Genomic DNA, 25361 nt, shown 5'->3' on the forward strand with positions numbered 1-25361 from the left:
GCCCCAGGGTACGGGGGGCGGTCGGGCGGGCGTCCGCCGCGGACGTCGACGCGGGCGTCACCGGGGCTCGACCCCGTCGCTCGTGCGGCCGGACCGGGCGGGACGGGTCCGGCGCAGCCGCCACAGCCACGTCAGGCCGAGCAGCGGCAGCACGAGCGGCACGTAGCCGTAGCCGCTGCCGAAGCCGGACCAGACCGTCGCCTCCGGGAAGGCCTGCCGGTCGACGACGGACAGGGTGCCGACGACGAGCACCCCGACGAGCTCGATCCCCACCGCCGCGATCGCGAGCCGCCGGTGACCGCGGGCCAGCGCGACGGTCGCGACCACGTACACGGCCGCGGCGACCGCCGACAGCGCGTACGCGAGCGGCGCCTCGTGCCAGTCCCGCAGCAGCTGGACGCCGGCCCGCGCGGTCGCGGACAGGGCGAACACGGCGTAGACCGCCACCAGCACGCGGCCGGGCCCGGACGACGTGGACGGCGAGCCGCCCGCCGTGCCGTCGGCCCGGGCGCCACGGGGGCTGCGGGCGCTCACGCGCCGGCCCAGATCTGCAGCAGGCGCCACTCCATGACGACGACCGTCAAGGCGGCGACGAGCAGCACCACCGAGCTCCACCGGGTCCGCTCGGCGAACGCCCAGGCCGCGGCGACCGGGAGCACGACCAGCGCGGTGAGCAGGTAGCCCCAGAACGTCACGGCGTCGTCCGGCGCCTCGCCCCGCACCGTGGCGACGACCGCGGCGAGCACCTGCAGGACGAGAGCCGCCTCCACCACGGCGGCACCCTTCAGCTGGCGCAGGACCACCGCGCGGTCGCGGAGCGCGAAGGCGGCGGCCCAGGCGGCGAGCGCGAGCGAGAGCACCGCCACGAGGACGGCCAGAGGTGGGAGCACGGTCCCCGAGGGTACGCGGCACCACGACTAGCATCGTCGCGTGGCCCAGCTGACTCTCACCTCCTCCGACCTCGCCCACCTGGTGGCCGACGCCCTCGTCGTCGCGACCGCCTCGACCGACTCCGGCGTCGTCCTCGTCGGCGCCGACGCGCTCCCTGCGGAGCTGCGCACGCAGCTGACGCAGTCCGCCGTGACGCTCGGGCTGACCGGCGCGACCGACGAGGTCCGCAAGGTCCCGACCGGTGGCCGTCTCGCGGCCCCGGTGCTCGTGCTGACCGGCCTCGGCGCCCAGGCGGGCACCTACCCGGCCGAGACGCTGCGCCGCGCCGCGGGCGCCGCGACCCGCGAGCTCGCCGGCGCGACCTCCGTGGCGGTGGCGCTGCCGGCGGACGACGTCGAGGAGCTCGCCGCCGTCGCCGAGGGCGCCCTGCTCGGCGCCTACGCGTTCCTGCGCTACCGCCAGGGCCCTGCCGCGGCGCGCGCGACCGCCGTCGCGACCGTCGAGGTCGTCACCCCGCTGGCGAAGGAGGCGGCCGCCAAGGCCGTCGTCGCGCGCGCCGAGGTGCTCGCCGCGGCGGTGCACGGCACGCGCGACCTGGTGAACACCGCCCCCAACGACCTGTACCCCGCCGCGTTCGCCGAGCTGGCCCGCGCGGCGGTCAAGGGGACCGGCGCCAAGGTCACCGTGCTCGACGAGAAGGCGCTGACGGCCGGCGGCTACGGCGGGCTGCTGGGCGTGGGCCTCGGATCGGCCCGCGGTCCGCGCCTGGTCAAGGTCGCCTACACCCCGTCCCGCCCGGCCGCGAAGGTCGCGCTGGTCGGCAAGGGCATCACGTTCGACTCCGGCGGCATCTCGATCAAGCCGGCCGCCGGCATGGAGGCGATGAAGTCCGACATGGCCGGCGCCGCCGCCGTCCTGCACACCGTGGTCGCGGCCGCACGCCTGGAGCTGCCGGTCGCCGTGACCGGCTGGCTGTGCCTGGCCGAGAACATGCCGTCCGGCACGGCGCAGCGCCCGTCCGACGTCATCACGATCCACGGCGGCAAGACCGTCGAGGTGCTCAACACCGACGCCGAGGGCCGCCTGGTCATGGCCGACGGGCTCGTCGCCGCGATCGAGGAGAACCCGGACGTCGTGCTGGACATCGCGACGCTGACCGGGGCGCAGGTCGTCGCGCTGGGCAACCGGGTCTCGGCCGTCATGGGCTCCGACGACGTGCGCGCGGAGGTCACCACCGCCGCGGAGACCGCGGGCGAGCTGTTCTGGCCGATGCCGCTGCCCGAGGAGCTGCTCGCCGGGCTCAGGTCCAAGGTCGCCGACCTGGCCAACATCGGCGAGCGACCGGGCGGGATGCTGAGCGCCGGGGTGTTCCTGCGCGAGTTCGTCGGGACGACGCCGTGGGCGCACCTGGACATCGCCGGACCCGCGTTCAACGAGAAGTCCGCGCACGACTACACGCCGGTCGGCGGGACGGGCGTCGGCGTGCGGACCCTGCTGGCCCTGCTCGAGGGCCGCGCGGGCACGGCGACGGGTCGGCGCCGCAAGTAGGGAGGCCGCCCCGCGGGACGCGCGCCGACGAGGCCTGCACCCGCCCTGCACCCCAGGAGCCCCCGCCCGGATCACCGGACGGGGGCTCCCGTGCGTGGTGGACGTCCGCCCGGTGCCGGCACCGGCCGGGCCGTCGGGGGCCGGCAGCAGCCGGCCCGACGGGCCTCAGAAGCCGCGGCGCTCCGAGCGGCGCGGACGCTGCCGGCTGTTCCAGTCGCGCATGCGCTGCGGGTACCCCAGGCGCTGCACGTCGTAGACCGGGATGCCCAGGTCGCGGGCGACGGCGTGCGCGGTGCGCTCGTCGGGCACCCGCCGCCGGGTCCACTCCCCCGTCGTCGCGATGAGCATGAGGGTCACCGGGGTGACGTTGGTGGCCGGCTCGACGTAGGCCTCGACGCCGACGCGGGTCCGGACGAAGTCCGTCAGGTGGGCGATCGTGGCCTTCTGGGCCTCGCGGTCCGACGGCGCGCCGTCGACATGGACGGCCTTGCGGCGGCGGGAGAACAGGGCCATACCCGCAGGCTAACGACGCAACCTGGACGTCGGCTGGGCGCCGCCCGGGTGCCGCCGGCCGCCGCCGGGGGCCGTCCCGGGTTGTCTGGACCATCACACCGCGCCCCGCGCGCCCCGGTTAGGGCTCTCGGTCGCGTGATGACAAGATGACCGCGAGCATGAACCACCACACGCCAGCGCCGGAGGAGTTCCACGTGGCCGACACGAACGGCACCGTTTTCGACATCGTCGTCCTGGGCGGAGGCAGTGGCGGTTACGCGACCGCGCTGCGCGGCGCCGAGCTCGGCCTCTCGGTCGCCCTGGTCGAGGGAGGCAAGCTGGGCGGGACCTGCCTGCACAACGGCTGCATCCCCACCAAGGCGCTCCTGCACGCGGCCGAGGTTGCGGACTCCGCCCGTGAGGGCGCGAACTTCGGCGTGCACACCACGCTGGACCACATCGACATGGGCGGTGTGAACAAGTACAAGGAGAACGTGATCGCCCGGCTCTACAAGGGCCTGCAGGGACTGATCAAGTCCCGCAAGATCACGGTCTTCGAGGGCTGGGGCAAGCTCGTCGCACCCGACGCCGTCGAGGTCAACGGCGAGCGCGTCACCGGCCGCCACATCGTCCTCGGGACCGGCTCCTACGCCCGTTCGCTGCCCGGTCTGGAGATCGGCGGCAACATCATCACCTCCGACCAGGCGCTGCAGCTGGACCGCGTGCCGCGGTCGGTCATCGTCCTGGGCGGCGGGGTCATCGGCTCGGAGTTCGCGAGCGTGTGGAAGTCGTTCGGCGCGGACGTCACGATCATCGAGGCGCTCCCGCACCTGGTGGCCAACGAGGACGAGTCGCTGAGCAAGGCGTTCGAGCGCGCGTTCCGCAAGCGCGGGATCGCGTTCAACCTCGGCGTCCGCTTCCAGGGCGCGACCCAGACCGACGACGGCGTGCACGTCACGCTGGAGGACGGCAAGACGTTCGACGCCGAGCTGCTGCTCGTCGCCGTCGGCCGTGGCCCGAACACCGCGAACCTCGGGTACGAGGAGCAGGGCATCCGCATCGACCGCGGCTTCGTGCTGGTGAACGAGCGCCTGCACACCGGCGTCGGCAACATCTACGCGGTCGGGGACATCGTCCCGGGCCTGCAGCTCGCGCACCGCGGCTTCGCGCAGGGCATCTTCGTCGCCGAGGAGATCGCCGGGCTCAACCCCGCGCCGATCATCGAGTCCGGCATCCCGCGCGTGACCTACTCCGAGCCGGAGATCGGGTCCGTCGGCCTCACCGAGGCCAAGGCCCGCGAGGTCCACGGCACCGACAACGTCGAGGTCCTGGAGTACAACCTCGGCGGCAACGGCAAGAGCCAGATCCTCGCCACGGCCGGCTTCATCAAGCTCGTGCGCCAGAAGGACGGTCCCGTCGTCGGCGTGCACATGATCGGCGCCCGCGTGGGCGAGCTCATCGGCGAGGGGCAGCTCATCGTGAACTGGGAGGCCTACCCCGAGGACGTCGCCGCCCTGGTCCACGCCCACCCGACGCAGAACGAGGCACTGGGAGAGGCCCACCTGGCCCTCGCCGGCAAGCCGCTGCACGCCCACAACTGACCCCACGATCGAAGGAGACACGAGGCGTCATGGCTGACTCCGTGCAGATGCCGGCGCTCGGTGAGAGCGTCACCGAGGGAACCGTCACCCGTTGGCTCAAGCAGGTCGGCGACACGGTCGCCGTCGACGAGCCGTTGCTCGAGGTCTCGACCGACAAGGTCGACACCGAGATCCCCTCGCCCTTCGCGGGCGTGCTGGAGCAGATCCTCGTCCAGGAGGACGAGACGGTCGAGGTCGGCGCCCAGCTGGCCGTGATCGGCTCCGGCGACGGGGCGAGCAGCGGCGGCGACGCGCCCGCCGAGCAGCCCGCGCCGGCCGAGGCGCCCGCCGCCCAGGCCCCGGCGCAGGCCGAGCCCTCGGCGGCCTCCCCCGGTGACCCCTCGCCGACGGCCCCCACGGGAGCGCAGGCCGGCGTGACCGGCAGCGCGGAGGCGGCCCAGATGGGCGAGTCCTACGGCGGTCCCCCGCCCGAGGCCGAGGGCACCTTCGGCGGCACCGCCGCGCAGGGTCCCGGTGCCGGCCAGGGCGGGTCCACCCCGTCCGGCGGCGGCGACGGCGAGCAGGTCGTCATGCCCGCCCTCGGCGAGAGCGTCACCGAGGGCACCGTGACCCGGTGGCTCAAGGCCGTCGGCGACGACGTCGCCGTCGACGAGCCGCTGCTCGAGGTCTCCACCGACAAGGTGGACACGGAGATCCCGTCGCCGGTCGCCGGCACGCTGCAGCAGATCCTGGTGCAGGAGGACGAGACCGTCGAGGTCGGCGCCCCGCTGGCCGTCATCGGGTCCGGTGCCGCGGCGCCGTCCGCTCCGTCCCAGCCCGAGTCGGTCCCGGCGCCGGCGCCGTCCGCGACCGAGGCGGGTCCGCAGGCGGCAGCCCCCGACGAGGCCCCCGCCCCGGCGCAGAGCGCTCCCGCTCCGGCGCCCGCCGCCGCGCCGGCACCCGCCGCCGCTCCCGCTCCGGCACCGGCCGCTGCTCCGGCACCCGCCGCCGCCCCGGCACCCGCCGCCGCCCCGGCCCCTGCCGCCGCTCCTGCTCCCGCTGCGTCCGGCACGTACCTGACCCCCCTCGTGCGCAAGCTCGCGGCCGAGAAGGGCGTGGACGTCGCGACCCTGACCGGGACGGGCGTCGGTGGACGGATCCGCAAGGAGGACGTCCTGGAGGCCGCGACCAAGGCGGAGGAGGCCGCCAAGGCCGCCGCCGCGGCGCAGGCGGCGCCGGCCCCCGCCGCCCCGGCTCCCGCAGCCGCCGCTCCGAAGGCCGCTCCCGCCGCCGTCTCGCCGCTGCGCGGGACGACGGAGAAGATGTCGCGCCTGCGCAAGCTCGTGGCCGAGCGGATGGTCCAGTCCCTGCAGACCGCCGCGCAGCTCACGACGGTCGTCGAGGTCGACATCACGAAGGTCGCCCGGCTGCGCGCCCGCGCCAAGGACGACTTCAAGGCCCGGGAGGGCGCCAACCTCACCTTCCTGCCGTTCCTGGCCCTGGCCGCGGTCGAGGCGCTCAAGACCTACCCGAAGATCAACGCCAGCATCGACGGGGACCAGGTCGTCTACCACGGCTCGGAGAACCTGGGCATCGCGGTCGACACCGAGCGCGGCCTGGTCGTCCCGGTCATCAAGGACGCGGGCGACCTCAACCTCGCCGGGATCGCGCGCCGGATCGGCGACCTCGCGTCGCGGACCCGGGCGAACAAGATCACCCCGGACGACCTGTCCGGCGGGACGTTCACGATCACGAACACCGGGTCCGGCGGCGCCCTGATCGACACCCCGATCGTCGCGCTCCCGCAGGTGGCGATCCTCGGGACCGGCACCATCGTCAAGCGCCCGGTCGTGGTGACCGGCGCCGACGGCGGCGAGAACATCGCGATCCGCTCGATGATGTACCTGTCGCTGTCCTACGACCACCGCCTGGTGGACGGTGCGGACGCCGCCCGGTACCTCATGGCCATCAAGAACCGCATCGAGGAGGGCGCGTTCGAGTCCGAGCTCGGGCTCTGACCGCACCCTGCGACCCGCACGCCGCGACGCCGTCGCCTCACGCCCGCGCCCCCCGGCCCACCAGGACCGGGGGGCGCGGGCGTCGTCGTCCCCGGCGCGGGCTCCGGCGGCCGCACGGGCGCCCGTGTGCCAGGGTGGCGGCATGAAGATCGTGGTGGCGGGGTCGCACGGGCTCATCGGGACGGCGCTGGTGGGACGCCTGCGGCGCGACGGGCACGCCGTCCAGCGACTGGTCCGCCGCGACGCGTCGGGCCCCGGGGAGGTCAGCTGGGACCCGTCGCGGGGGCGACTCGACCCGGCCGCGCTCGAGGGTGCCGGCGCGATCATCAACCTCGCCGGCGCCGGCGTCGGCGACAAGCGGCTCACGGAGGCGTACAAGCGCGAGATCCGGGCCTCGCGGACGTCGACCACCGGTCTGCTGGCCCGGACGGTCGCGCGCCTGGACCAGCCCGTCCCGGTGATGCTGCAGGCCTCGGGCATCGGTGCCTACGGGGACCAGGGCGACGACGTCCTGGACGAGACGTCACCGCTGGGGAGCACCTTCTTCGCCGGGGTCGTCCGCGACTGGGAGGCCGCCGCTGCACCCGCCGCCGAGGCGGGCACGCGGGTGGCGTTCCTGCGCACCGGCATCGTCCTGAGCCCTGCGGGCGGCGCCATGCGGCGGATGCTGCCGCTCCTGCGCCTCGGCGTGGGCGGGCGGCTGGGCTCGGGCGACCAGTACTGGAGCTGGATCACGCTGCCGGACGAGATCGGCGCCATCGTGCACCTGCTCCACGCCGACGTCCGCGGGCCGGTCAACCTCGTGTCCCCGCAGCCGGCGACCAACGTGGAGATCACCCGTGAGCTGGCCCGGGCGCTGCACCGGCCGGACCTGGTGCCGGCGCCTGCCCTGGCCCTGCGGATGGTGCTCGGGGAGTTCTCCAGCGAGGTGCTGGGCTCCATCCGTGCGGTCCCGTCCGTGCTGACCGCGAGCGCGTTCCGCTGGCAGCACCCCACGACCGCCGACGCCGCCGACTGGGTCGCGAGCCAGGTCGGGAGCCGGCGGGTCGCCGCCGCCCGCTAGACCGGACGGACGCGCGCGGCGCCGACCGCGGCGGGCGGTGGTCACGCGGAGCGCCCGGTCGTGGGGTTCCCGGTCCTCACGGGTAGCGGGTCACGGGTCACGGGTCACGGGTCACGGACGGCGTCCACCCGCCAGCCCGCCGCCGTCCACACCAGGCTCAGCACGACCGTGCGCGCGGGCTGCGCCGGGACGTCCACGGCGCCGTCGGGCGTCACCCGCCGGTGCGCCGACAGCCCGGAGGTCACCGCGACGTCCGCCCACTGCGGTCGTGCCCCGCCCGCCGGGTTGGGCCGGACCGCATCGACCCGAGCGGACACGTCGGTCGCCGTGAGTTCTTCGAGGCGGACGCCGGACGCCGCCAGGTCCGCCAGGAGCGCCCGGTCCGCCGCAGCGGCGCTGCTGCCCGCCACGACGACCGTGCTCAGGGCCGCCGGGTCGCCGGCGACCAGCACCTCGAGCCGCCGCCGGGTCAGGTCGACCGCGGCCCGGGCCGGGTCGGGACGGGCGGCCGCCCGGACCGCGGGTCCGGCCGGGGCGACGCCCGCCGGCGTGGCGGCGACGACGCCCGCGGGCGTGGTGGCCGCGACGCCCGCCGGCGTGGCAGCGGCGATGCCCCGGGACCACGGCTCCGGCACGGTCGGCGCACCGGCGACCACGGCGGCGGCGACCAGGCCCACCGCCCCGAGCGCCCGACGGGAGGCGGACCGGCGGGCTCCGCCGGACCGGTGGCGACGGTCCGCCCGCCGGGGACGGTCCGCGCGGTGCCGGGAGCGGCGGTCGACCGACACCGTGCCGCCCTCGCCCGCCAGCTGCGCCAGGGCGGTGCGCGCCAGGACCCCGGCGTCGGGCAGGGCGATCGGCGTGGGGACGGCCCGCGCGAAGCACCCGGCCGCCAGCTCCCCGGCGGTGGGTCGCAGCACCGGGTCGTCCGCTCGGGCAGCGGCGAGCTCCTGCCCGAGCGGGCCGTCGACGGCTGCCGGGTCGAGCGCCGTGAGGGCCACGGTCGCCAGGGCGTACACGTCCGCGGGCGCGCCCGCCGGGACGTGGACCCCGGTGCGGCCTCCCGCGGCGGCGGACGACCCCGGACCGCCCACCACGGGCGGCCGCGACGGCCGACGACCCGCGACGACCTCCGGTGCCACGAAGCCGGGGGTGCCGCGCACCCGCCCGGCCGCCCCGGGCCCGCCTGCCGCCCCGGCCCGCCCCGCTGCCCCATCCCACCCAGCCGCGCCGGGCCGCCCGGCCGGCGCCCGGTCGTCGAGGGCACCCAGGACGTCGATGAGCACCGGATGACCGTCCGGCCGGACCACGACGTTGCCCGGTGAGACGTCGCCGTGCACCAGACCGGCGGCGTGCAGCGTGTCGAGGGCGCCCGCGAGCGGCACGGTCAGGGACACCACCTCCCCGGGCGCCAGGGCGGCGCGGGCGGCGAGCAGCGCGGCCAGGGTGGTGCCGGGGACCTCCTCCACCAGCACGGCCAGCGTCCGGGCGTCCGGACCGGCGGCGCCCACCGGCAGGACGTCGGCCACGCGGGCCAGGTGCGGGTGGTCGAGCCGGCCCAGCGCCTCCAGGCGATGCAGGACGGGCTCGCCCGCCGCACCACCCGGGACCGCGAGCGCGTGCACGACGAACCGCTCACCCGCGCCACCGTCGGCCCCGAGGGCGACCGCCGTCCACACCGGTCCGCCGGAGCCCAACCCCGCCGGGCCGCGCACCCCGAGCCCGGCGGCGCGCAGGGCCGCCGCGAGGTCGGGCGGCACGGCGACGGTCTCCACCTCGGCATCCAACCGCCGTCGGCCGGCTGCGGACGGGTCGTCCACAGGGTGCGGCCGCGCCGCCGAAGTCGACCGGCCGGGCCGGCGAGGGTCGGCAGCCGGTCAGCCGAGCTCGACGACCCGTCCCTCCCGCGCGCTCACCGCCGCCGCGTCGAGGACCTGCGCCGTGGCCACGGCGTCCCACGGGTTCACCGGGGCCGGTCCACCGTCCCGGACCCACGCGCCGACCGCCCGGTAGAAGTCCGCGTGCCCGCCGGGGGCGCGGGGCACCGGGACGGGGTCCGCCCCGTGCACGAGCCACCCGCCGTGCCCGACCGGACCGTCCGGGTCGGCGACGTCCAGGACCGCGAACGGCGTGGGCTCGCCCTCGAAGCTCGTCACGAGGAACGCGCCGGCGGACCCGAGCACCCGCGTGCGCGGACCCGGCGCGCCGACGAGGCCCCCGGCGGCGAGGTGGCTGACCACGCCGCCGGTGTGACGCAGCGCGAGGAAGACGTCGTCGGGCGCCGCCGTCGTCAGCGCCCGCACCTCCGCGTACACCGACGTCACCGCACCGAAGAGCTGGACGGCCGAGTCGACCAGGTGCGGCCCGAGGTCGAGCAGCAGGCCGCCCGCGACCGGGTCGTTCTCCTTCCACCGGTCCTTGGGCACCGGTCGCCAGCGCTCCCAGCGCCGCTCGAACCGGTGCACGCTCCCGAGCGAGCCGGCGTCCAGCACCGCCCGCAGGGTCAGCTGCTCCTCGTCCCACCGCCGGTTCTGGAAGACGGTCAGCGCGGTGCCCGACGCCTCGGCGCGCTGGACCAGCCCTCGCGCGTCGGCGGCGGAGGTGGCGAGCGGCTTGTCCACGACCACCGGGAGCCCGGCGTCGAGGGCCGCGCGCGTGTGCTCGACGTGCAGGCCGGTGGGGCTGGCGACGACCACCACGTCGAGGTCCTCCCGGACGGCGAGCAGCGCGTCGACGTCCTGGGCGACCCGGACGCCGGCCCAGTCGTCGCGCGCGGCGGACGCACGGTCCGGGCTGCGGGTGACGACGGCGGTGACGACGTGGCCCGCCTCCCGCACGAGCCGGGCGTGGATGCCGCGCCCCGCGTCGCCGTACCCGACGATCCCGACCCGCACCGCAGTGTCCGCCATGGACGTCACCCTAGGCGCGCGGCCGCACCCGCCTCCGTCGCCTCCCGGGCGCCGCCCCGGTGGTGGCCCACCCCCGCGGGGTCCCAGCGGCTGGGCCACCACACCCGGCGGCCGACGTCGTGCACCAGGGCCGGCACGAGGAGGCTGCGGACCACGAGCGTGTCCACCAGCACGCCGAACGCGACGATGAACGCGAGCTGGGCCAGGAACAGCAGCGGGATCACCGCGAGCGCGGCGAAGGTCGCGGCCAGCACGACGCCGGCCGACGTGATCACCCCGCCGGTGGCCGCCAGACCACGGAGCACCCCGGGCCGGGTCCCCCACACCCCCGCCTCCTCCCGGACGCGGGTCATGAGGAAGATGGAGTAGTCGACCCCCAGGGCGACGAGGAAGACGAACCCGTACAGCGGGACGGTCGGGTCGGCCCCGGGGAACCCCAGGACGTGCTCGAACACCAGGGCCGAGACGCCGAGCGCCGCCGCGAACGACAGCACGTTGGCGGCCATGAGCAGCACCGCGGCGAGGACCGAGCGCAGCAGCAGCATGAGGATCACGAAGATCACCAGCAGCACCACCGGCACGATGACCCGCAGGTCCCGCGCTCCGGCCAGCTGCGTGTCGAGGGTCTCGGCCGCCGCGCCGCCCACCAGGGCGTCCGGCGACACCGCGTGGACCGCGTCCCGGAGCGCCGCGACGGTGTCCACGGCAGCTGCGGTGTCCGCCGCGTCCTGCGTCACCACCTCCACGCGCACCGTGCCGTCGACGACGACCGGCGGCCCGTCGGCGGCTCCCCCGGGCGGCCCACCCGGCGTCGCCCCGCCGGGTGCGGGACCACCCGGGGCTGCATCCGTCGTCCCCCCCGGCGCCCCACCTGCGGACGTGCCGGTGAACGGGGCCGCGGACGCGACGCCGTCGACCGCGGCCGCCGCGTCGACGACCGCGGCGACGTCCGGCTCCGGGACGATGACGACGGCGGGCTGCACCGCGCCCGCCGGGAAGTGCTCGGCGAGCACGTCCAGGCCCGCGACGGCGTCGACGTCGGTGAGGAAGACGTCGGCCTCGTCCGTCCCGCCGGCCTCGAAGGTCGGCAGGAACGCGGCCCCGACGGCGAGCACCGCGGCGGTCGTGACCCAGACGGCGCGGGGCCGCCGCCCGATCGCCCGCGCGAGCCGGCCCCACGAGCCGCGCAGGACGACGTCGGTGGGGACGGCCGTGGCGTCGACGGGGTCGTCGCCCGCACCGGACGGCGCGTAGCGGGGGCGGTTGGGCCAGAACAGCCCCCGGGAGCGCTGCCCGGCGACGAGCAGCAGCGCGGGCAGGAAGGTCAGCGACGCGAGGAACGCCGACGCGATCCCGATCGCGGCGACCGGACCCAGGCTCTTGTTTGACCCCAGGTCCGACAGGGTCAGGCACAGCAGCCCGGCGACGACGGTGCCCGCGCTGGCCGCGATCGGTGCGACGGTGGCCCGCACGGCCCGGCCCATCGCGGTCCACGTGCTGCGCACGTGCCGCAGCTCCTCGCGGTAGCGGGCGACCAGCAGGAGCGCGTAGTCGACCGCCGCACCCACGACGAGGATCGACAGGATGCCCTGCGTCTGCCCGTTGAGGGTCAGCGCGCCGGCCGCCGCCAGCCGGTACACGACCAGGGCGGCGGCGGTGAGCGCGAACAGCGGGGTGAGGATGACGACCAGTGGCAGGAACGGGGACCGGTAGACGACCACGAGGATGAGCAGGACGGCGCCCAGCGCGACCAGCAGCAGGACGACGTCGATCCCGCCGAAGGCCGAGACGAGGTCCGCGACGAACCCGGCCGGCCCGGTGACCCAGGCCTGCAGACCCGCGTCGCCGGCCGAGGTCGCCGTCGCCCCGAGCGCGTCGTCCAGCCCGGCGCGCACCGCGGTGACCACGGCCGCGACCACCCCCGAGTCGTCGGCGAGCACCTCCTCGGCCGCGACGCCGTCGAGGGACAGCGGGACCAGCAGCGCCCTGCCGTCCTGCGACGGCACGACGACGGGGTCGGCCAGCAGGACGTCGCCCACCGTCGCCGGGTCACCCTCGGCCGGGTCGGAGCCCGGCAGCCGCAGGGCGGCCAGGCCCGCGACCACGTCCCGGGTCGCGCTCAGCTGCGCCGGGGTGACGGCTCCCTCCCCCGCGGGACGCAGGACGACGAGCGCCGGCAGCGACTCCTCGGTGACGAACCGGCGGTCGGCCCGGGCCGCCCGGGTGGACTCCGCGGACGCCGGCAGGAAGGCGGCGGCGTCGTTGGTCTGGACCTGGGAGAGGCGTCCCTGCGCCGGACCTCCCACCGCCGCTACGCTCAGCCACGCTCCGAGCGCGACCACCACCGCGAGCGTGCGGAGCCAGGTGGACCGCGAAATACTCAGCATGCTGAGTATCGTCCGCCGCACATCGCCGTCGGGCAACCAGGCAGCACCACCGAAGGGATCCCCGCGTGCCGCTGGACCCCTCGACGTGGCCGACAGGACGGCTCCTGTCGAGCGCCGCGCGCCGCATCGAGCGCGAGTTCAACGCCCACCTGGACGCGTGGGACCTCAACCACGCGAGCCTGCCGGTGCTGGTCCACCTGGCGGTCCAGGACCACTCCCAGCGCGAGCTGGCCGCCGCGACCGGGGTCACCGAGCAGACCATGAGCCGGCTCCTGGCGCGCATCGAGCGGCTGGGGTACGTCACCCGCAAGCCGCACGCGGAGGACCGCCGCCGGCACGTCATCGCCCTCACCGAGCAGGGCGCCCGGGTGCTGCGCGAGGCGGCGGACCGTGAGCGCAGCGAGGCCATGGTGGCACGGGGGCTGACCGCCGAGGAGATGCGCGAGCTGCGCCGGCTGCTGACCGCGCTCGTCGCCGCGCACCCCGACCCGTCCGACGACGACCCGGCGCACCCCCCGCGGCACCGCTGACCCGCAGGGCCGCCGGCCGGCCCGGGGCGCCGTGCACGCGGGGCTATCGTGGCGAGGTGCGCTTCGTCGAGCTGGACCTCGGTACCCGCCACGTCGGATACGTGCCGACCTGGGAGCAGCAGCGCGCGGTGCACGCCGAGGTCGTGGACGGCACCCGCGAGGACACCGTCCTGCTGTGCGAGCACGAGAGCGTGTACACCGCGGGGCGCCGGACGGCGTCGTGGGACCGCCCCGTCGACGGGACCCCGGTGGTGGACGTCGACCGCGGCGGCAAGATCACCTGGCACGGTCCCGGTCAGCTCGTCGGCTACCCCATCGTCCGGCTGCGCGAGCCGGTCGACGTCGTCGCGTACGTCCGGGCGCTCGAGCAGGCGCTCATCGACGTGTGCGCCGACCTGGGCCTGACGGCGGACCGCGTCGAGGGACGCAGCGGCGTCTGGTTCCCCGGCGACGGCGTCCGGCGCGACCGCAAGGTCGCCGCGATCGGGGTCCGAGTGGCCAAGGGCGTCACGATGCACGGCTTCGCCCTCAACTGCGACCCCGACCTGGCCGAGTTCTCCCGCATCGTGCCGTGCGGGCTGCCCGACGCCGACGTCACCTCGCTGTCGGTCGAGACCGGCCGGCACGTGCGGATCGGCGACGTCCTTCCGTCGGTCCGCCGGCACCTGGTGGACGCGCTCACCCCGCGCCTGGCCGCCGAGCCCGCCGCAGCCTGACCCGGCGAGCACGGCCCGGCACCCGCCCGGCACCTACGCACCCGGCGGTGCCCCAGGGCTGTGGCGGAGCGCACCCGGCCGGGACCGATCACCCGCCCGGCAGCGTGCGCACCCTGACGTAGGGTGGCCGACGTGACGATCGCACCCGAGGGACGACGCATGCTCCGGGTCGAGGCCCGCAACGCCGCGACACCGATCGAGAAGAAGCCCGAGTGGATCAAGACCCGGGCGACCATGGGCCCGGAGTACACCGAGCTCAAGGGCCTGGTGAAGCGCGAGGGCCTGCACACCGTCTGCGAAGAGGCCGGGTGCCCCAACATCTTCGAGTGCTGGGAGGACCGCGAGGCCACCTTCCTCATCGGCGGTGACCAGTGCACGCGGCGGTGCGACTTCTGCCAGATCGACACCGGAAAGCCCGCCGACTTCGACGCCGACGAGCCCCGCCGTGTCGCGGAGTCCGTCCAGGCGATGGGTCTGAAGTACGCGACGGTCACCGGCGTCGCCCGCGACGACCTGCCCGACGGCGGCGCGTGGCTGTACGCGGAGACGGTCCGGCAGATCCACGCGCTGAACCCCGGCACCGGCGTCGAGCTGCTCATCCCGGACTTCAACGCGACGCCGCACCTCATCGCCGAGGTGTTCGACTCGCGCCCCGAGGTGCTGGCGCACAACCTCGAGACGGTCCCGCGGATCTTCAAGCAGATCCGCCCGGGCTTCCGCTACGACCGGTCCCTGTCCGTGCTGACCGCCGCTCGCGAGGCGGGGCTGGTGACGAAGTCCAACCTCATCCTGGGCATGGGCGAGACGATCGACGAGGCCAAGGCCGCGCTGGTCGACCTGCACGACGCCGGGTGCGACCTCATCACCATCACGCAGTACCTGCGCCCGTCGGTCCGGCACCACCCGGTGGACCGCTGGGTCAAGCCCGAGGAGTTCGTCGAGCTGTCCGACGAGGCCGAGCGCATCGGCTTCCTCGGCGTCATGTCCGGCCCGCTGGTGCGCTCGTCCTACCGGGCCGGCCGCCTGTGGGGCCAGGCCATGCGCCGTCGCGGCCAGGAGATCCCGGCGGCCCTGGCGCACCTCGGCGAGGCGCGCACGTCCCGCCAGGAGGCCGCGAGCCTGCTCGCCCGTTGACACCGTCCCGACGCCGCCCGGTCCCTCTCCCGAGGCCTGGGCGGCGCGGGACCGGGGCCGACGGCCGGTCCGGGACGGTCCCGCGCCCGCACTAGACTCTGGCCCCATGGCCCGCGCGACAAGCTCCGGGGCGGGTTCGTCCGCCCTCAAGCCCCCGAAGCAGAAGAAGCCCCGCTGGTACAACCAGGTCTGGCAGGCCTACACCATGACGCGCCGGGAGGACCCGGCGGTCACCTGGCTCATCCTCGGTGCCTTCGTCGGCGTGCTCCTGCTCTTCGTGCTCATCGGCCTGGTGTGGTTCTCCTGGGTCTACACGCTGCTCCTGGGCATCCCGTTCGCCCTGCTGGCCGCCATGTTCATCCTGGCCCGGCGCGCGGAGACCGCCGCGTACTCCCAGATCGAGGGTCAGCCCGGTGCGTCCCGCGCGGCGCTGGGCACGATCCGCCGCGGCTGGAACTTCCCGGACGACCCGGTCGCCGTCGACCCGCGCACCCAGGACCTGGTGTTCCGCGGCGTCGGGCGCGCCGGCGTCGTCCTGATCGGCGAGGGCCCCGCCCCGCGGATCGGGCGGCTGCTGGAGTCCGAGCGAAGGAAGACCGCCCGCGTGCTGCCCAACGTGCCGATCACGCTGCTGCAGGTCGGGCGCGACGAGGGTCAGGTCCCGTTGCGCAAGCTGCCGCGCACGGTGCAGAAGCTCAAGCCGACCCTGACCAAGCAGGAGACCGCGGAGATCATCAAGCGGCTCACCGCCCTCGGCGCGGTCCGGCTGCCGGTCCCCAAGGGGATCGACCCGATGCGCGCCCGTCCCGACCGCAAGGGCATGCGCGGCCGCTGAGGCGTCCGGCACACGCGCCCCGGCGGCGCGACCGGTCGACGCTGCCCGGAGGGCGGACCAGCGACAGGTCGCGGTCCGGCCGGGTCAGCGGCGGACGAGCACCGTCCCGGCCACGCGGTCGTGCAGCGACCGCCCGTCGGCGTCCCAGACCACCGCGGGCACGACCAGGCAGAGCAGGACGGTGCGCACGGCCGCGGCCACCGGTCCCGGCAGACCCGCGCCCCGGACGTCCGCCGGCGTGGGTGCGGGCCGCCCCGGCGCCGCCGCCGGCGGCTCGGGGCGGACCTGCATGCCGAGCAGGCGGTGACCCACCGTGGCGCCGATCGTCCCCACCAGCAGCACGTTCTCGGCGGCGAAGACCGCCAGCGTGACGAGCGGGTCGCCCGCGAAGAAGCCGGCGGAGATGGCCAGGCACAGCGCCCAGTCGACGGCGAGGGCGACGGCCCGCCGGCCGAGGGGCGCCAGCGAGCCGGGGCCCTGCGCCGGCAGCGCCAAGCCGCCGCGCCCGCCCCCCGGGGCGCCGGAGGGACCGCCCTCCAACCATGAGCCCATGTCCTCGCGCGCCGCCACGCTGAGTAGCCTAACCAGGGCACGTCAGGCGGATCCGCGCCGATCGCGGTCCGACGCCGCCGACGTAACACCACGGAAACACCCGGTACACGGCAGGGAAACCCCTTCCTCCTAGCCTCACGTGAGCGCCTGTACCGGGCACACCCAACCGAGGAGCAGCGGATGTTCAGCAATGCCGAGGAAGTCCTGGCCTACATCAGGGACCAGGACGTCAAGTTCGTCGACGTCCGGTTCTGCGACCTGCCGGGCACCATGCAGCACTTCAACGTGCCTGCCCAGTCCCTCGACGCGGACTTCTTCACCGACGGCCAGATGTTCGACGGCTCGTCGATCCGCGGGTTCCAGGCGATCCACGAGTCGGACATGAAGCTCGTCCCGGACGTCTCGACGGCCTACGTCGACCCCTTCCGGACGCAGAAGACGCTCAACATCAACTTCCACATCGTCGACCCGTACACCGACGAGCCGTACAGCCGCGACCCGCGCCAGGTCGCCGCCAAGGCCGAGGCGTACCTGCGCTCGACCGGCATCGCGGACACCGCGCTCTTCGCGCCGGAGGCCGAGTTCTACATCTTCGACGACGTGCGCTTCGAGACGAAGTCCAACAGCGCCTCGTACTTCCTGGACTCGATCGAGGGCGCCTGGAACACCAACCGGGTCGAGGAGGGCGGCAACCTCGGTCACAAGACGCCCTACAAGGGCGGGTACTTCCCGGTCCCCCCGGTCGACCACTTCGCGGACCTGCGCGACCTCATCTGCCTGGAGCTCGACGCGCTCGGCCTGCAGGTCGAGCGCTCGCACCACGAGGTCGGCACCGGCGGCCAGGCGGAGATCAACTACCGCTTCGACGAGCTGGGCAAGTCGGCCGACAAGGTCATGCTGTTCAAGTACGTCGTCAAGAGCGTCGCCCACCAGGCCGGCCGCACCGCCACGTTCATGCCGAAGCCGCTCTTCGGTGACAACGGCTCGGGCATGCACGTGCACCAGTCGCTGTGGAAGGACGGCAAGCCGCTGTTCTTCGACGAGAAGGGCTACGGCGGGCTGTCGGACCTGGCGCGCTGGTACATCGGCGGGCTGCTCAAGCACGCGCCGTCGCTGCTGGCGTTCACGAACCCGACGGTGAACTCCTACCACCGCCTGGTCCCCGGCTTCGAGGCCCCGGTCAACCTGGTCTACTCGGCCCGCAACCGCTCCGCGTGCATCCGCATCCCGGTCACCGGCTCGAACCCCAAGGCCAAGCGCATCGAGTTCCGCGTGCCGGACCCGTCGTCCAACCCGTACCTCGCGTTCGCGGCGATGCTCATGGCCGGCCTGGACGGCATCCAGAACCGCATCGAGCCGCCGGAGCCGGTCGACAAGGACCTCTACGAGCTGCCGCCCGAGGAGCACGCGCAGATCCAGCAGGTGCCCGGCACCCTGGCCGAGGTGCTCGACAACCTCGAGGCGGACCACGACTACCTGACGGCCGGTGGCGTCTTCACCCCCGACCTCATCCAGACGTGGATCGACTACAAGCGCGCCCACGAGGTCGACCCGATCCGGCTGCGGCCGCACCCGCACGAGTTCGAGCTCTACTACGACTGCTGAGCACCCCGGCGGCCACGTGCCGCCGCCGGTCGCCGGTACCTCCGCACCCCGGTCGCCCCTGTGGCGACCGGGGTGCGGTCGTCCGGGGGCGACGGCGCAGCCGCCGCGCGGTCAGCCGACGGGTGGGAGCGCGGTGGCGCCCCTCGACTCGTCGGACGCGACGGGCTTCTCGGCCGGGGCGTCGTCGTCCTCCAGGCTCAGCTCGGGGAGCAGCTCGTACCGCGTGCGGTACAGGTCGAGCAGGGACAGCAGCATCGCGACCACCGGGATGGCCAGCAGCGCGCCGGCGATCCCGAACATGGCGGTGCCGAGGATCACCGACCCGAAGCTCACCGCCGGGTGCACGTTCACCGCGCGCGCGCTGATGCGCGGCTCGATCGTCAGGTTCTCCACCTGCTGGTAGACGACGCCCCAGGCCAGGACCATGACCCCGAGCCACGGGTTCGGGCTCAGGAGCCCGACCAGCACCGGCAGCACGATGGAGATGTACGTCCCGATCGCCGGGACGAACTGGGCCACGAGCCCGGTCCACAGCGCCAGGGCCAGCCACGACGGCAGGCCGATGACGAGGAAGACCACGCCACTGGCGGTGGCGTTGACGGCGGCGAGGATCACCCGTGCGCTGACGTAGCGACCGGTCTTCTCGGCCGTGGTGTCCCACACGACGACCGTCGTCTCCTGCACCCGGGTCGGGAACAGCGACGCGATCCACCGGCGCAGCCGGGGGCCGTCCGCGGACAGGTAGAACAGCAGCAGCGCGAAGACGAAGAACGTCGCGACGGCGCCGGCGATCGAGCCGAGCACCACGAGCACCCCGCCCGCCAGCTGCCCGGCGACCCCCGCGGCACGCTCCGGCGACAGGTCGATGTTGGCCAGCACGTCGTCCAGCGTGTAGTCGGTCCCGAGCCGTCCGTTGACCCAGGCCAGTCCGTCCCGCGCGAGGCTCGGCACGCTCTCGACCAGGGCGGTGACCTGCTCGACGATGAGGCCGCCGAACAGCGCGAAGAACAGGACGAGGAACGCGACCACGCCGGCCATCACGACGCCGGTCGCCGCACCGCGCGGCATGTGCCGCGCCAGGCGGGAGACGGCCGGCTCCATGGCCAGGGACGCGAACCACGCCATGACCACGGTGAAGATCAGCGAGCTGCCCTGCTCGAGCACGAACCGCACGACCATCACGAGCGCGATCAGGGCGATGACCACCAGCCCGATCCGCCAGACGTTCCCCGGGTCCAGCAGCATCCGGGTTCCCAGGTCGGCCCGGGTGGTCCTGCGCTCGTTCGCCCGCACGTCGCCTCCTCCTCGTGCCCCGTCGCCGTCCGACGGGGTGCCGCGGCCCGAGTGTCGCGCGCCCGCCGCCCAGCCTGCCGCACCCGCCCGACCGGTGGGCGGCCGGGGGGTGCGGTGTCGGCGGTCAGTACGTGAAGCGACCCACGCTGGTCCGCAGCCCGGTGGACAGCTGGGCCAGCTCGGTGACCGCCTGGCCCATCTGGCCGAGCACCTGCGCCGAGGTCGCCGCCGACGACGCGACGCCGGAGATGTTGACCGCGATGTCCCCCGAGCCGGTGGCCGCCTCCGTGACGCCGCGCGACATCTCGTTGGTCGTGGCCGTCTGCTCCTCCACCGCCGACGCGATGGTCATCTGGTAGTCGTTGATCGACGCCACGATCGCCGAGATCGCGGCGATCTCGGTCGCTGCGCTGGCGGAGTCCACCTGGATGGCTTCCACCCGGCGGGCGATGTCGCCGGTCGCCCGGGCGGTCTCCTGCGCCAGCTCCTTGACCTCGCCGGCCACGACGGCGAAGCCCTTGCCGGCCTCACCGGCCCGCGCGGCCTCGATCGTCGCGTTGAGGGCCAGCAGGTTCGTCTGCTCCGCGATGGAGTTGATGACCTTGACGACGTTGCCGATCTCCTGGGAGGACGCCGCCAGCTTGGCCACCGTCTGGTTGGTGGACGCGGCGACACCGGTCGCCTCGTGGGCGACGCGGGCGGCCTCGTTCGCGTTCTGCGCGATCTCGCGGATCGAGCTGCCCATCTCCTCGGCGCCGGCGGAGACCGCGGACACGCTGCGGGAGATCTCCTCGGACGCGGACGCCACGACCCCGGCCTGCGCCGACGTCTCCTCCGACGCCGCCGCCACCTGGGACGACGACGCGGACAGCTCCACGGCCGCCGACGCGACGGTCTCGGCCGTCTCGTGGACCTCCCCCACCAGCGCCCGCAGGGCGTCCTGCGCGGTGCCGAGCGAGCGGGCCATCGCCCCGATCTCGTCGCGCGACGTCACGTCCGCGGCGACGGTCAGGTCGCCGTCCGCCAGGGCCCGCAGGGACCGGTCCACCGAGCGCACGCCGCGCAGCACCGAGCGCGACAGGGTCAGGGCGAGCACGACGACGGTCGCGGCGGCCAGCCCGATCACCACCAGGAGCGCGGTGAGGGCGCGCGCGGCCGTGGCGTCCGTGGCCTGCTGCGCCTCCTCGACCCGGTGGTCCACCGAGTCGAGCAGCGTGGCGGTGTCGTCGAGGATGTCGAAGTAGACGGCGTACAGGTCGCCGACGATGAGCTCGTCGGCCTGGGTCGTGGTCTCGGCGGTGTCCTGCGCGTAGAGGGCCACCACCTGGTCGTCGCCGGCGAAGAAGGCGTCCCACCCGTCGAGGATCTCCTCGTAGACGGCGTGCTCCGTCTCGTCCATCACGTCGGTGGGCGCCGTGGTCAGCGTCTCGCGCAGCCGGTCCGCGACGTCCAGGTAGCCGGCCCGGTTCGCGTTCTCGGGGTCGACGGCGACGGTCGGCCCGGCCTTGCGGGCGTCCCAGGCGTAGGCCGTCTGCCAGCCGCTGACGTCGGCGTTGAAGTACTTCATCTCCTGCGTCCACGACCGCAGGGCCTGCAGGTCGTCGATCTCCTGGGCGGACCGCTGCAGCGTCCCCATGGTGCTGACCGCGAAGAGCCCCACACCGACCGACGCCGCCACACCGATCCCGCCCAGGGCGAGGATCTTGCCCCGCAGGCCCACGCGTGGGCGGGTCCGGCCTTCGGCGGGCATGGCTTCGGTGGGCATCGCGACTCCTCGTGCGCAGGTGCGGCGTCACAGGGACACCGGGGGGCGTGACGGTCCGTCACCGCTCCTGCCCTCCGATCGGCGCCGCCGCGCACGCTGTGAGGCGTTCGTCGCGGCTCGCCCACCCGTGCCGGCCCGCGACGGGCCGGGGCTCAGCCCACGGCCAGGTAGTCCGCCGGGACGACGTCGGTCAGCCACACCCCGTTGCCGGCCAGGAAGAAGACGTGCCCGTCCGCGGCCATCCGCCCCGCGTCCACGCGCAGCACCACCGGGCGGCCCCGGCGGCCACCGACCCGGACCGCGGTCGCCACGTCGTGCGACAGGTGGACGTGGTGACGCGACCCCCGGAGCAGGCCGCCGGCCAGGATCGCCCGGACGTTCCGCTCGGGCGTGCCGTGGAACAGCACGTCCGGCGGGGTGGCCGGCTCCAGGCTTAGCGACACGACGACGCTGTGCCCCTGGTACGCCCGGATCCGGTCGCCGACGACGTCGAGCTCGAACCGTCGCTTGTCCCCGCCGGTCACCACCGCGTCGAGCTCGGCGCGGCTCAGCGGCGTCCCGTGCGTGGCCAGGCCGTCCAGCAGCTCGGGGACGCCGACCCATCCGGCCGCGTCGAGCGTGACGCCGACCGAGCCCGGCGCGTGCCGCAGCACCCGTGACAGGCGCTTCGACGTGCGGACGAGGTCCACCCGTCCATGGTGCCGCGGGAGACGTCAGAGGCGGACGCGGCGCGGGTTGCCGACCAGGATGCTCATCGGCTCGTCGCGGTCCTCGGTGGTCGCGGTCTGCTGGTCGCTCGTGATGTCCATGGGGTTCCTCGGTGTGCCTCGGCGGTGTCGAGTCGGGCCGGCTGGTCGACCCGGGAGGGTCCGGCCGTCGCGCCGGTGCCGCGCCCGGCGCCGGTCCGGCGCAGGTCCGTCGGCACGACGGCAGGTCACGAATGTCCCAGTTGCCCCGGTCCGTCGCCGCGTGGGAGCCCGCTTTTCGCCCACCCGGGCGAGGATCCGTCCACCGTCCGGGTGAGCAGCCGCCACCCGCACGGCGCAACCGGCTCGGCAGCCGTGCCGCCGGGCGCCGCACGGGTGGTCACCCGGCGCGACCGTTCCTACCCTCGGACGATGACGAAGCCCATCAGCCCGACCGCCCACGCCGCCCTCGACTACGGCCTCGGCGCGACCCTGCTCACCGCGCCGTACCTCCTGGGGCTCAGCCGCCGCGCGCGGGTGTTCTTCGGCGGGTTCGGCGCCCTCGCCGCCGTGGTGAACGCGTTCACGGACACCCCGCTCAGCGTGCGCCCGGTCATCCCGCTCCAGACGCACCGCCTGATCGACCTGGCCACCGACCCCGCGTACCTGCTCGTGCCGGTGCTCTCCGGGATCGTCCGCGAGCGCCGCGCCCGGACGCTGTGGCTGGCGACGACGGCGCTGCTGGCGGCCAACGTCGCCCTCACCGACTGGGACGCGCCGACCGAGCGCTGACCGCGCATCCGCCGGTCGTCCGGCCCGGCCGTCGTCCGGCGGCCGGGCCGGTCGACCGGTCGGTCGACCGGTCGGTCGACCGGCCGGCCGGCCGGTCGTCGGTCGGCGGGTCAGGCGCCGACCGGTGCCGCCTCGGGCACGTACCCGGGGACGTCCTCGACGCGGAACCAGACCGGCAGTCCGCGCTCGCGCGCGATCGCGACGTCCTGATCGGCGCCGACGGAGTCGCCGGGCAGCCGCAGGACGCCGTCGCAGTGCTGCAGGAGCCGCTCGGCGGTCGGGTACATGACCTCCGCGGCGAGGGGATCGGCGAGCCCGCGTGCGCCGGCGCTGCGCAGGACCGGCAGCGCGACCCACTCGCCGATCATCGGCACGTGGCCGCTGCGGAACACCGGCCACGCGGCCTCCTCCAGCCGTGCGAGGTTGCGAGCCAGGAGCTCGGGGTCGTCACCGGTCCCGGAACGGTAGGGGCCGGCGATCAGGATGAGCAGTGGAGTTGTCATGTCGGCTACCGTAGTGCGCAGGAACGTGCAAAAACAAGGAGCAACATGAAACTGGCTGCCCAGCGACGTGACCACCTGCTCGCCCTGCTGCGGGACCAGGGGCGCATCGTCGCGAAGGACGCCGCCGCAGAGCTCGGCATCTCGGAGGACAGCGTCCGCCGCGACCTGCGGGAGCTCGCCGCAGCCGGCCTGTGCCAGCGGGTGTACGGCGGCGCGCTGCCGGTCTCGCCCGCGGTGGCGGACTACGAGACCCGCGGGTCGGTCGCCGTCGACAGCAAGGCCCGCGTGGCGCGGACGGCCGCGGACCTGGTCCGGCCGGGCAGCACGGTGATCCTGGACGGCGGCACGACGGCGCTCGCGGTGGCCCGCGCGCTGCCCCGGGACCTGCACGCCACCGTGGTCACCCACAGCCCGACGGTCACCGTGGCGCTGGCCGACCACGTCGGCGTCGAGGTGCTCGTGCTGGGCGGTCGCCTGTTCCGGCACTCGATGGTCACGTGCGGCGCCGCAGCGGCGGAGGCGGCGCAGGCGGTCAACGCCGACCTCTTCCTCCTCGGGGTGACCGGCGTGCACCACGAGGCCGGACTGACGACCGGGGACGCCGACGAGGCGGCCATGAAGCGCACGCTGGCCGGGAGAGCGGCGGAGACCTACGTGCTCGGCAGCCGGGAGAAGCTCGGCACGGCCTCCCCCTACCGGGTGCTGCCCCTCGCCGAGGTCACCGCGGTGATCACCGACGCCGCGCCCGACGAGCCCGCCCGCCGGCGGCTGCAGGACGCGGGCGTCCCGCTGCTGTCCGCGTCCTGACTGCCGCCGGGATGCCGAGCCGGGGACCCCCACCTAGCCTCGGTGTGGCCGTGGAGCGCACGACGGCCGCCGTCACGAGAGGACTCCCATGGACGACACGAGCACCATCCGACCGCTGGCCCTGGTGACCGGGGCGTCCAGCGGGATCGGCCTGGAGCTGGCGCGCGAGTTCGCCGAGAACGGGTTCGACCTGCTGGTGTGCGCCGAGGACGCGGGCATCGCCGTCGCCGCCGAGGCGCTGTCCGGCGCGACCGGGGCCGCCGTGCGCAGCGTCCGTGCGGACCTGGCGACGCGTGAGGGCGTCGACGAGCTCGTGCACGAGGTGACCGCCACCGGCCGGCCGCTCGACGCCCTCGCTCTGAACGCCGGCATCGCCAACGGCGGACCGTTCCTGCAGACGCCGCTGGAGGACGACCTGCGGGTGATCAGCCTGGACGTCGTCTCGGTCGTCCACCTGTCCAAGCGCCTGCTGCCCGCGATGGTCGAGCGGGGTGCCGGGCGCGTGCTGGTGACGTCGTCGGTCGCGAGCACGATGCCGGGCCCGTACTACGCGACCTACGCGGCGTCGAAGTCGTTCGTGCAGTCGTTCGCCGAGGCCGTCCGGTACGAGCTGAAGGACACCGGCGTGACCGTCACGACCCTGCTGCCGGGCCCCACGGACACCGAGTTCTTCGAGGCCTCGCACATGCAGGACACGCGCGTCGCGCAGGGCCCCAAGGACGACCCTGCCAAGGTCGCGCGCGAGGGCTTCGAAGGGCTGATGGCCGGCAAGGAGCAGGTGAAGGTCGCCTCGCTCAAGACCCGTGCCCAGACGCTCATGTCCCACGTCCTGCCGGAGAAGGCACAGCCCGGCACGCACGCCAGCATGACCAAGCCGCAGGACGCCGACGCCTGAGGCGCCGGCCCCGACCCGCCCCACGAACCACCGACCACGAACCACGGAGGAGACACCATGACGCAGGACGCAGCACCCGACGACGCCGGCCAGGGAACGGGCGGCAGCAGCGCCGAGAAGGACCCGTCGGACTGGGTCACCGGGGACGAGCCGGCCACCGGACCGCAGGAGAGCTACCTGAGCACGCTGGCCCGTGAGGCCGGGGAGGAGGTCCCCGAGGACCTCACCAAGGCGCAGGCGTCGGAGATGATCGACGACCTGCAGGGCAAGACCGGCCGCGGGCAGTAGCAGCGGCGGTCCGGACGGACCACGACGGGGCGGGAGGCTGCGGCCTCCCGCGCCGTCGTGCGTGCGGTGTGG

24 protein-coding genes are annotated in these 25361 nt (G+C 74.9%); 13 read left to right on the top strand and 11 right to left on the bottom strand.

Going from position 1 to position 25361, the window contains the following annotated elements; translation table 11 throughout:
- Window positions 1-57 precede the first annotated feature (57 nt).
- Complete coding sequence (locus CAE01nite_RS07310) at window positions 58-534, bottom strand: hypothetical protein (protein WP_146902180.1); 477 nt, start codon at window positions 532-534, stop codon at window positions 58-60.
- Window positions 531-890, bottom strand: coding sequence for a hypothetical protein (locus tag CAE01nite_RS07315; protein WP_146902183.1), 360 nt, complete (start codon window positions 888-890; stop codon window positions 531-533). Before CAE01nite_RS07315 ends, CAE01nite_RS07310 begins: the two co-directional genes overlap by 4 nt.
- A gap of 40 nt (window positions 891-930) precedes the next feature.
- On the opposite strand from CAE01nite_RS07315, the gene CAE01nite_RS07320 reads away from it, so the two are divergent.
- Window positions 931-2439: a leucyl aminopeptidase gene (locus CAE01nite_RS07320; protein ID WP_146902186.1), complete on the top strand. Its 1509-nt coding sequence runs from the start codon at window positions 931-933 to the stop codon at window positions 2437-2439.
- A gap of 165 nt (window positions 2440-2604) precedes the next feature.
- On the opposite strand, the gene CAE01nite_RS07325 is transcribed toward CAE01nite_RS07320, so the two are convergent.
- Window positions 2605-2952, bottom strand: a complete 348-nt coding sequence (locus tag CAE01nite_RS07325) for an oxidoreductase (protein WP_146902189.1) — start codon at window positions 2950-2952, stop codon at window positions 2605-2607.
- 158 nt (window positions 2953-3110) lie between these two features.
- Between CAE01nite_RS07325 and lpdA the strand changes: the two genes are divergently transcribed.
- The 3 genes from lpdA to CAE01nite_RS07340 all read left to right on the top strand — a co-directional run bounded on the left by lpdA (window position 3111) and on the right by CAE01nite_RS07340 (window position 7592).
- Window positions 3111-4532, top strand: a complete 1422-nt coding sequence (gene lpdA / locus CAE01nite_RS07330) for a dihydrolipoyl dehydrogenase (RefSeq protein ID WP_222595855.1) — start codon at window positions 3111-3113, stop codon at window positions 4530-4532.
- A 29-nt stretch (window positions 4533-4561) separates the two neighbouring features.
- Window positions 4562-6529 (top strand): 2-oxoglutarate dehydrogenase, E2 component, dihydrolipoamide succinyltransferase, encoded by a 1968-nt coding sequence (gene sucB / locus CAE01nite_RS07335; protein WP_146902192.1) that lies wholly within the window; start codon window positions 4562-4564, stop codon window positions 6527-6529.
- 142 nt (window positions 6530-6671) lie between these two features.
- Entirely contained in the window at window positions 6672-7592 is a 921-nt protein-coding gene (locus CAE01nite_RS07340) for a TIGR01777 family oxidoreductase (protein WP_146902195.1), read from the top strand.
- 104 nt (window positions 7593-7696) lie between these two features.
- Here the strand turns inward: CAE01nite_RS07340 and CAE01nite_RS18750 are convergent, their stop codons facing one another.
- From CAE01nite_RS18750 to CAE01nite_RS07355, 3 genes are all read right to left on the bottom strand, one after another.
- Window positions 7697-9367 carry a protein kinase family protein gene (locus CAE01nite_RS18750; RefSeq protein WP_186816453.1) on the bottom strand — a complete coding sequence of 557 codons (1671 nt, stop codon included), beginning with the start codon at window positions 9365-9367 and terminating at the stop codon, window positions 7697-7699.
- A gap of 102 nt (window positions 9368-9469) precedes the next feature.
- Entirely contained in the window at window positions 9470-10501 is a 1032-nt protein-coding gene (locus tag CAE01nite_RS07350) for a Gfo/Idh/MocA family protein (protein ID WP_146902201.1), read from the bottom strand.
- A 5-nt stretch (window positions 10502-10506) separates the two neighbouring features.
- Window positions 10507-12888 carry an MMPL family transporter gene (locus CAE01nite_RS07355; protein WP_146902203.1) on the bottom strand — a complete coding sequence of 794 codons (2382 nt, stop codon included), beginning with the start codon at window positions 12886-12888 and terminating at the stop codon, window positions 10507-10509.
- A gap of 65 nt (window positions 12889-12953) precedes the next feature.
- Here CAE01nite_RS07355 and CAE01nite_RS07360 point away from each other — a divergent pair, with 65 nt between their 5' ends.
- From CAE01nite_RS07360 to CAE01nite_RS07375, 4 genes are all read left to right on the top strand, one after another.
- On the top strand, window positions 12954-13418 hold the full coding sequence (locus CAE01nite_RS07360) for a MarR family winged helix-turn-helix transcriptional regulator (protein WP_146902206.1): 465 nt from the start codon (window positions 12954-12956) through the stop codon (window positions 13416-13418).
- Window positions 13419-13474: 56 nt separating this feature from the next.
- Window positions 13475-14134 (top strand): lipoyl(octanoyl) transferase LipB, encoded by a 660-nt coding sequence (gene lipB / locus CAE01nite_RS07365; RefSeq protein WP_146902209.1) that lies wholly within the window; start codon window positions 13475-13477, stop codon window positions 14132-14134.
- A gap of 132 nt (window positions 14135-14266) precedes the next feature.
- Complete coding sequence (lipA, locus tag CAE01nite_RS07370; RefSeq protein ID WP_146902212.1) at window positions 14267-15268, top strand: lipoyl synthase; 1002 nt, start codon at window positions 14267-14269, stop codon at window positions 15266-15268.
- Between the two features lie 106 nt (window positions 15269-15374).
- Window positions 15375-16103 carry a DUF4191 domain-containing protein gene (locus tag CAE01nite_RS07375; protein WP_146902214.1) on the top strand — a complete coding sequence of 243 codons (729 nt, stop codon included), beginning with the start codon at window positions 15375-15377 and terminating at the stop codon, window positions 16101-16103.
- Between the two features lie 84 nt (window positions 16104-16187).
- Here CAE01nite_RS07375 and CAE01nite_RS07380 read toward each other — a convergent pair whose 3' ends face one another.
- Entirely contained in the window at window positions 16188-16673 is a 486-nt protein-coding gene (locus CAE01nite_RS07380; RefSeq protein WP_146902217.1) for an RDD family protein, read from the bottom strand.
- A gap of 162 nt (window positions 16674-16835) precedes the next feature.
- Between CAE01nite_RS07380 and glnA the strand changes: the two genes are divergently transcribed.
- Entirely contained in the window at window positions 16836-18260 is a 1425-nt protein-coding gene (gene glnA / locus CAE01nite_RS07385; RefSeq protein ID WP_146902220.1) for a type I glutamate--ammonia ligase, read from the top strand.
- 111 nt (window positions 18261-18371) lie between these two features.
- On the opposite strand, the gene CAE01nite_RS07390 is transcribed toward glnA, so the two are convergent.
- The 3 genes from CAE01nite_RS07390 to CAE01nite_RS07400 all read right to left on the bottom strand — a co-directional run bounded on the left by CAE01nite_RS07390 (window position 18372) and on the right by CAE01nite_RS07400 (window position 22007).
- Window positions 18372-19553, bottom strand: coding sequence for an AI-2E family transporter (locus CAE01nite_RS07390; RefSeq protein WP_246131063.1), 1182 nt, complete (start codon window positions 19551-19553; stop codon window positions 18372-18374).
- A gap of 124 nt (window positions 19554-19677) precedes the next feature.
- On the bottom strand, window positions 19678-21318 hold the full coding sequence (locus CAE01nite_RS07395) for a methyl-accepting chemotaxis protein (RefSeq protein WP_246131064.1): 1641 nt from the start codon (window positions 21316-21318) through the stop codon (window positions 19678-19680).
- Between the two features lie 152 nt (window positions 21319-21470).
- Window positions 21471-22007: an RNA 2'-phosphotransferase gene (locus CAE01nite_RS07400; RefSeq protein ID WP_146902223.1), complete on the bottom strand. Its 537-nt coding sequence runs from the start codon at window positions 22005-22007 to the stop codon at window positions 21471-21473.
- 429 nt (window positions 22008-22436) lie between these two features.
- On the opposite strand from CAE01nite_RS07400, the gene CAE01nite_RS07405 reads away from it, so the two are divergent.
- The gene (locus tag CAE01nite_RS07405; protein WP_146902226.1) at window positions 22437-22796 is read left to right on the top strand and encodes a hypothetical protein; all 360 of its coding nucleotides are present in this window, start codon (window positions 22437-22439) and stop codon (window positions 22794-22796) included.
- Window positions 22797-22906: 110 nt separating this feature from the next.
- Here CAE01nite_RS07405 and CAE01nite_RS07410 read toward each other — a convergent pair whose 3' ends face one another.
- Window positions 22907-23299, bottom strand: coding sequence for a DUF4406 domain-containing protein (locus CAE01nite_RS07410; RefSeq protein WP_146902229.1), 393 nt, complete (start codon window positions 23297-23299; stop codon window positions 22907-22909).
- Window positions 23300-23344: 45 nt separating this feature from the next.
- Here CAE01nite_RS07410 and CAE01nite_RS07415 point away from each other — a divergent pair, with 45 nt between their 5' ends.
- The 3 genes from CAE01nite_RS07415 (at window position 23345) to CAE01nite_RS07425 (ending at window position 25289) form a co-directional block, all read left to right on the top strand.
- A complete protein-coding gene (locus CAE01nite_RS07415; RefSeq protein WP_146902232.1) occupies window positions 23345-24106 on the top strand; it encodes a DeoR/GlpR family DNA-binding transcription regulator in 762 nt (253 codons plus the stop codon).
- Window positions 24107-24194: 88 nt separating this feature from the next.
- On the top strand, window positions 24195-25001 hold the full coding sequence (locus tag CAE01nite_RS07420) for an SDR family NAD(P)-dependent oxidoreductase (protein ID WP_146902235.1): 807 nt from the start codon (window positions 24195-24197) through the stop codon (window positions 24999-25001).
- A 57-nt stretch (window positions 25002-25058) separates the two neighbouring features.
- On the top strand, window positions 25059-25289 hold the full coding sequence (locus tag CAE01nite_RS07425) for a DUF3072 domain-containing protein (RefSeq protein ID WP_146902237.1): 231 nt from the start codon (window positions 25059-25061) through the stop codon (window positions 25287-25289).
- Window positions 25290-25361 lie beyond the last annotated feature (72 nt).

It is taken from the genome of Cellulomonas aerilata (assembly GCF_007991755.1).
Taxonomy (GTDB): domain Bacteria; phylum Actinomycetota; class Actinomycetes; order Actinomycetales; family Cellulomonadaceae; genus Pengzhenrongella; species Pengzhenrongella aerilata.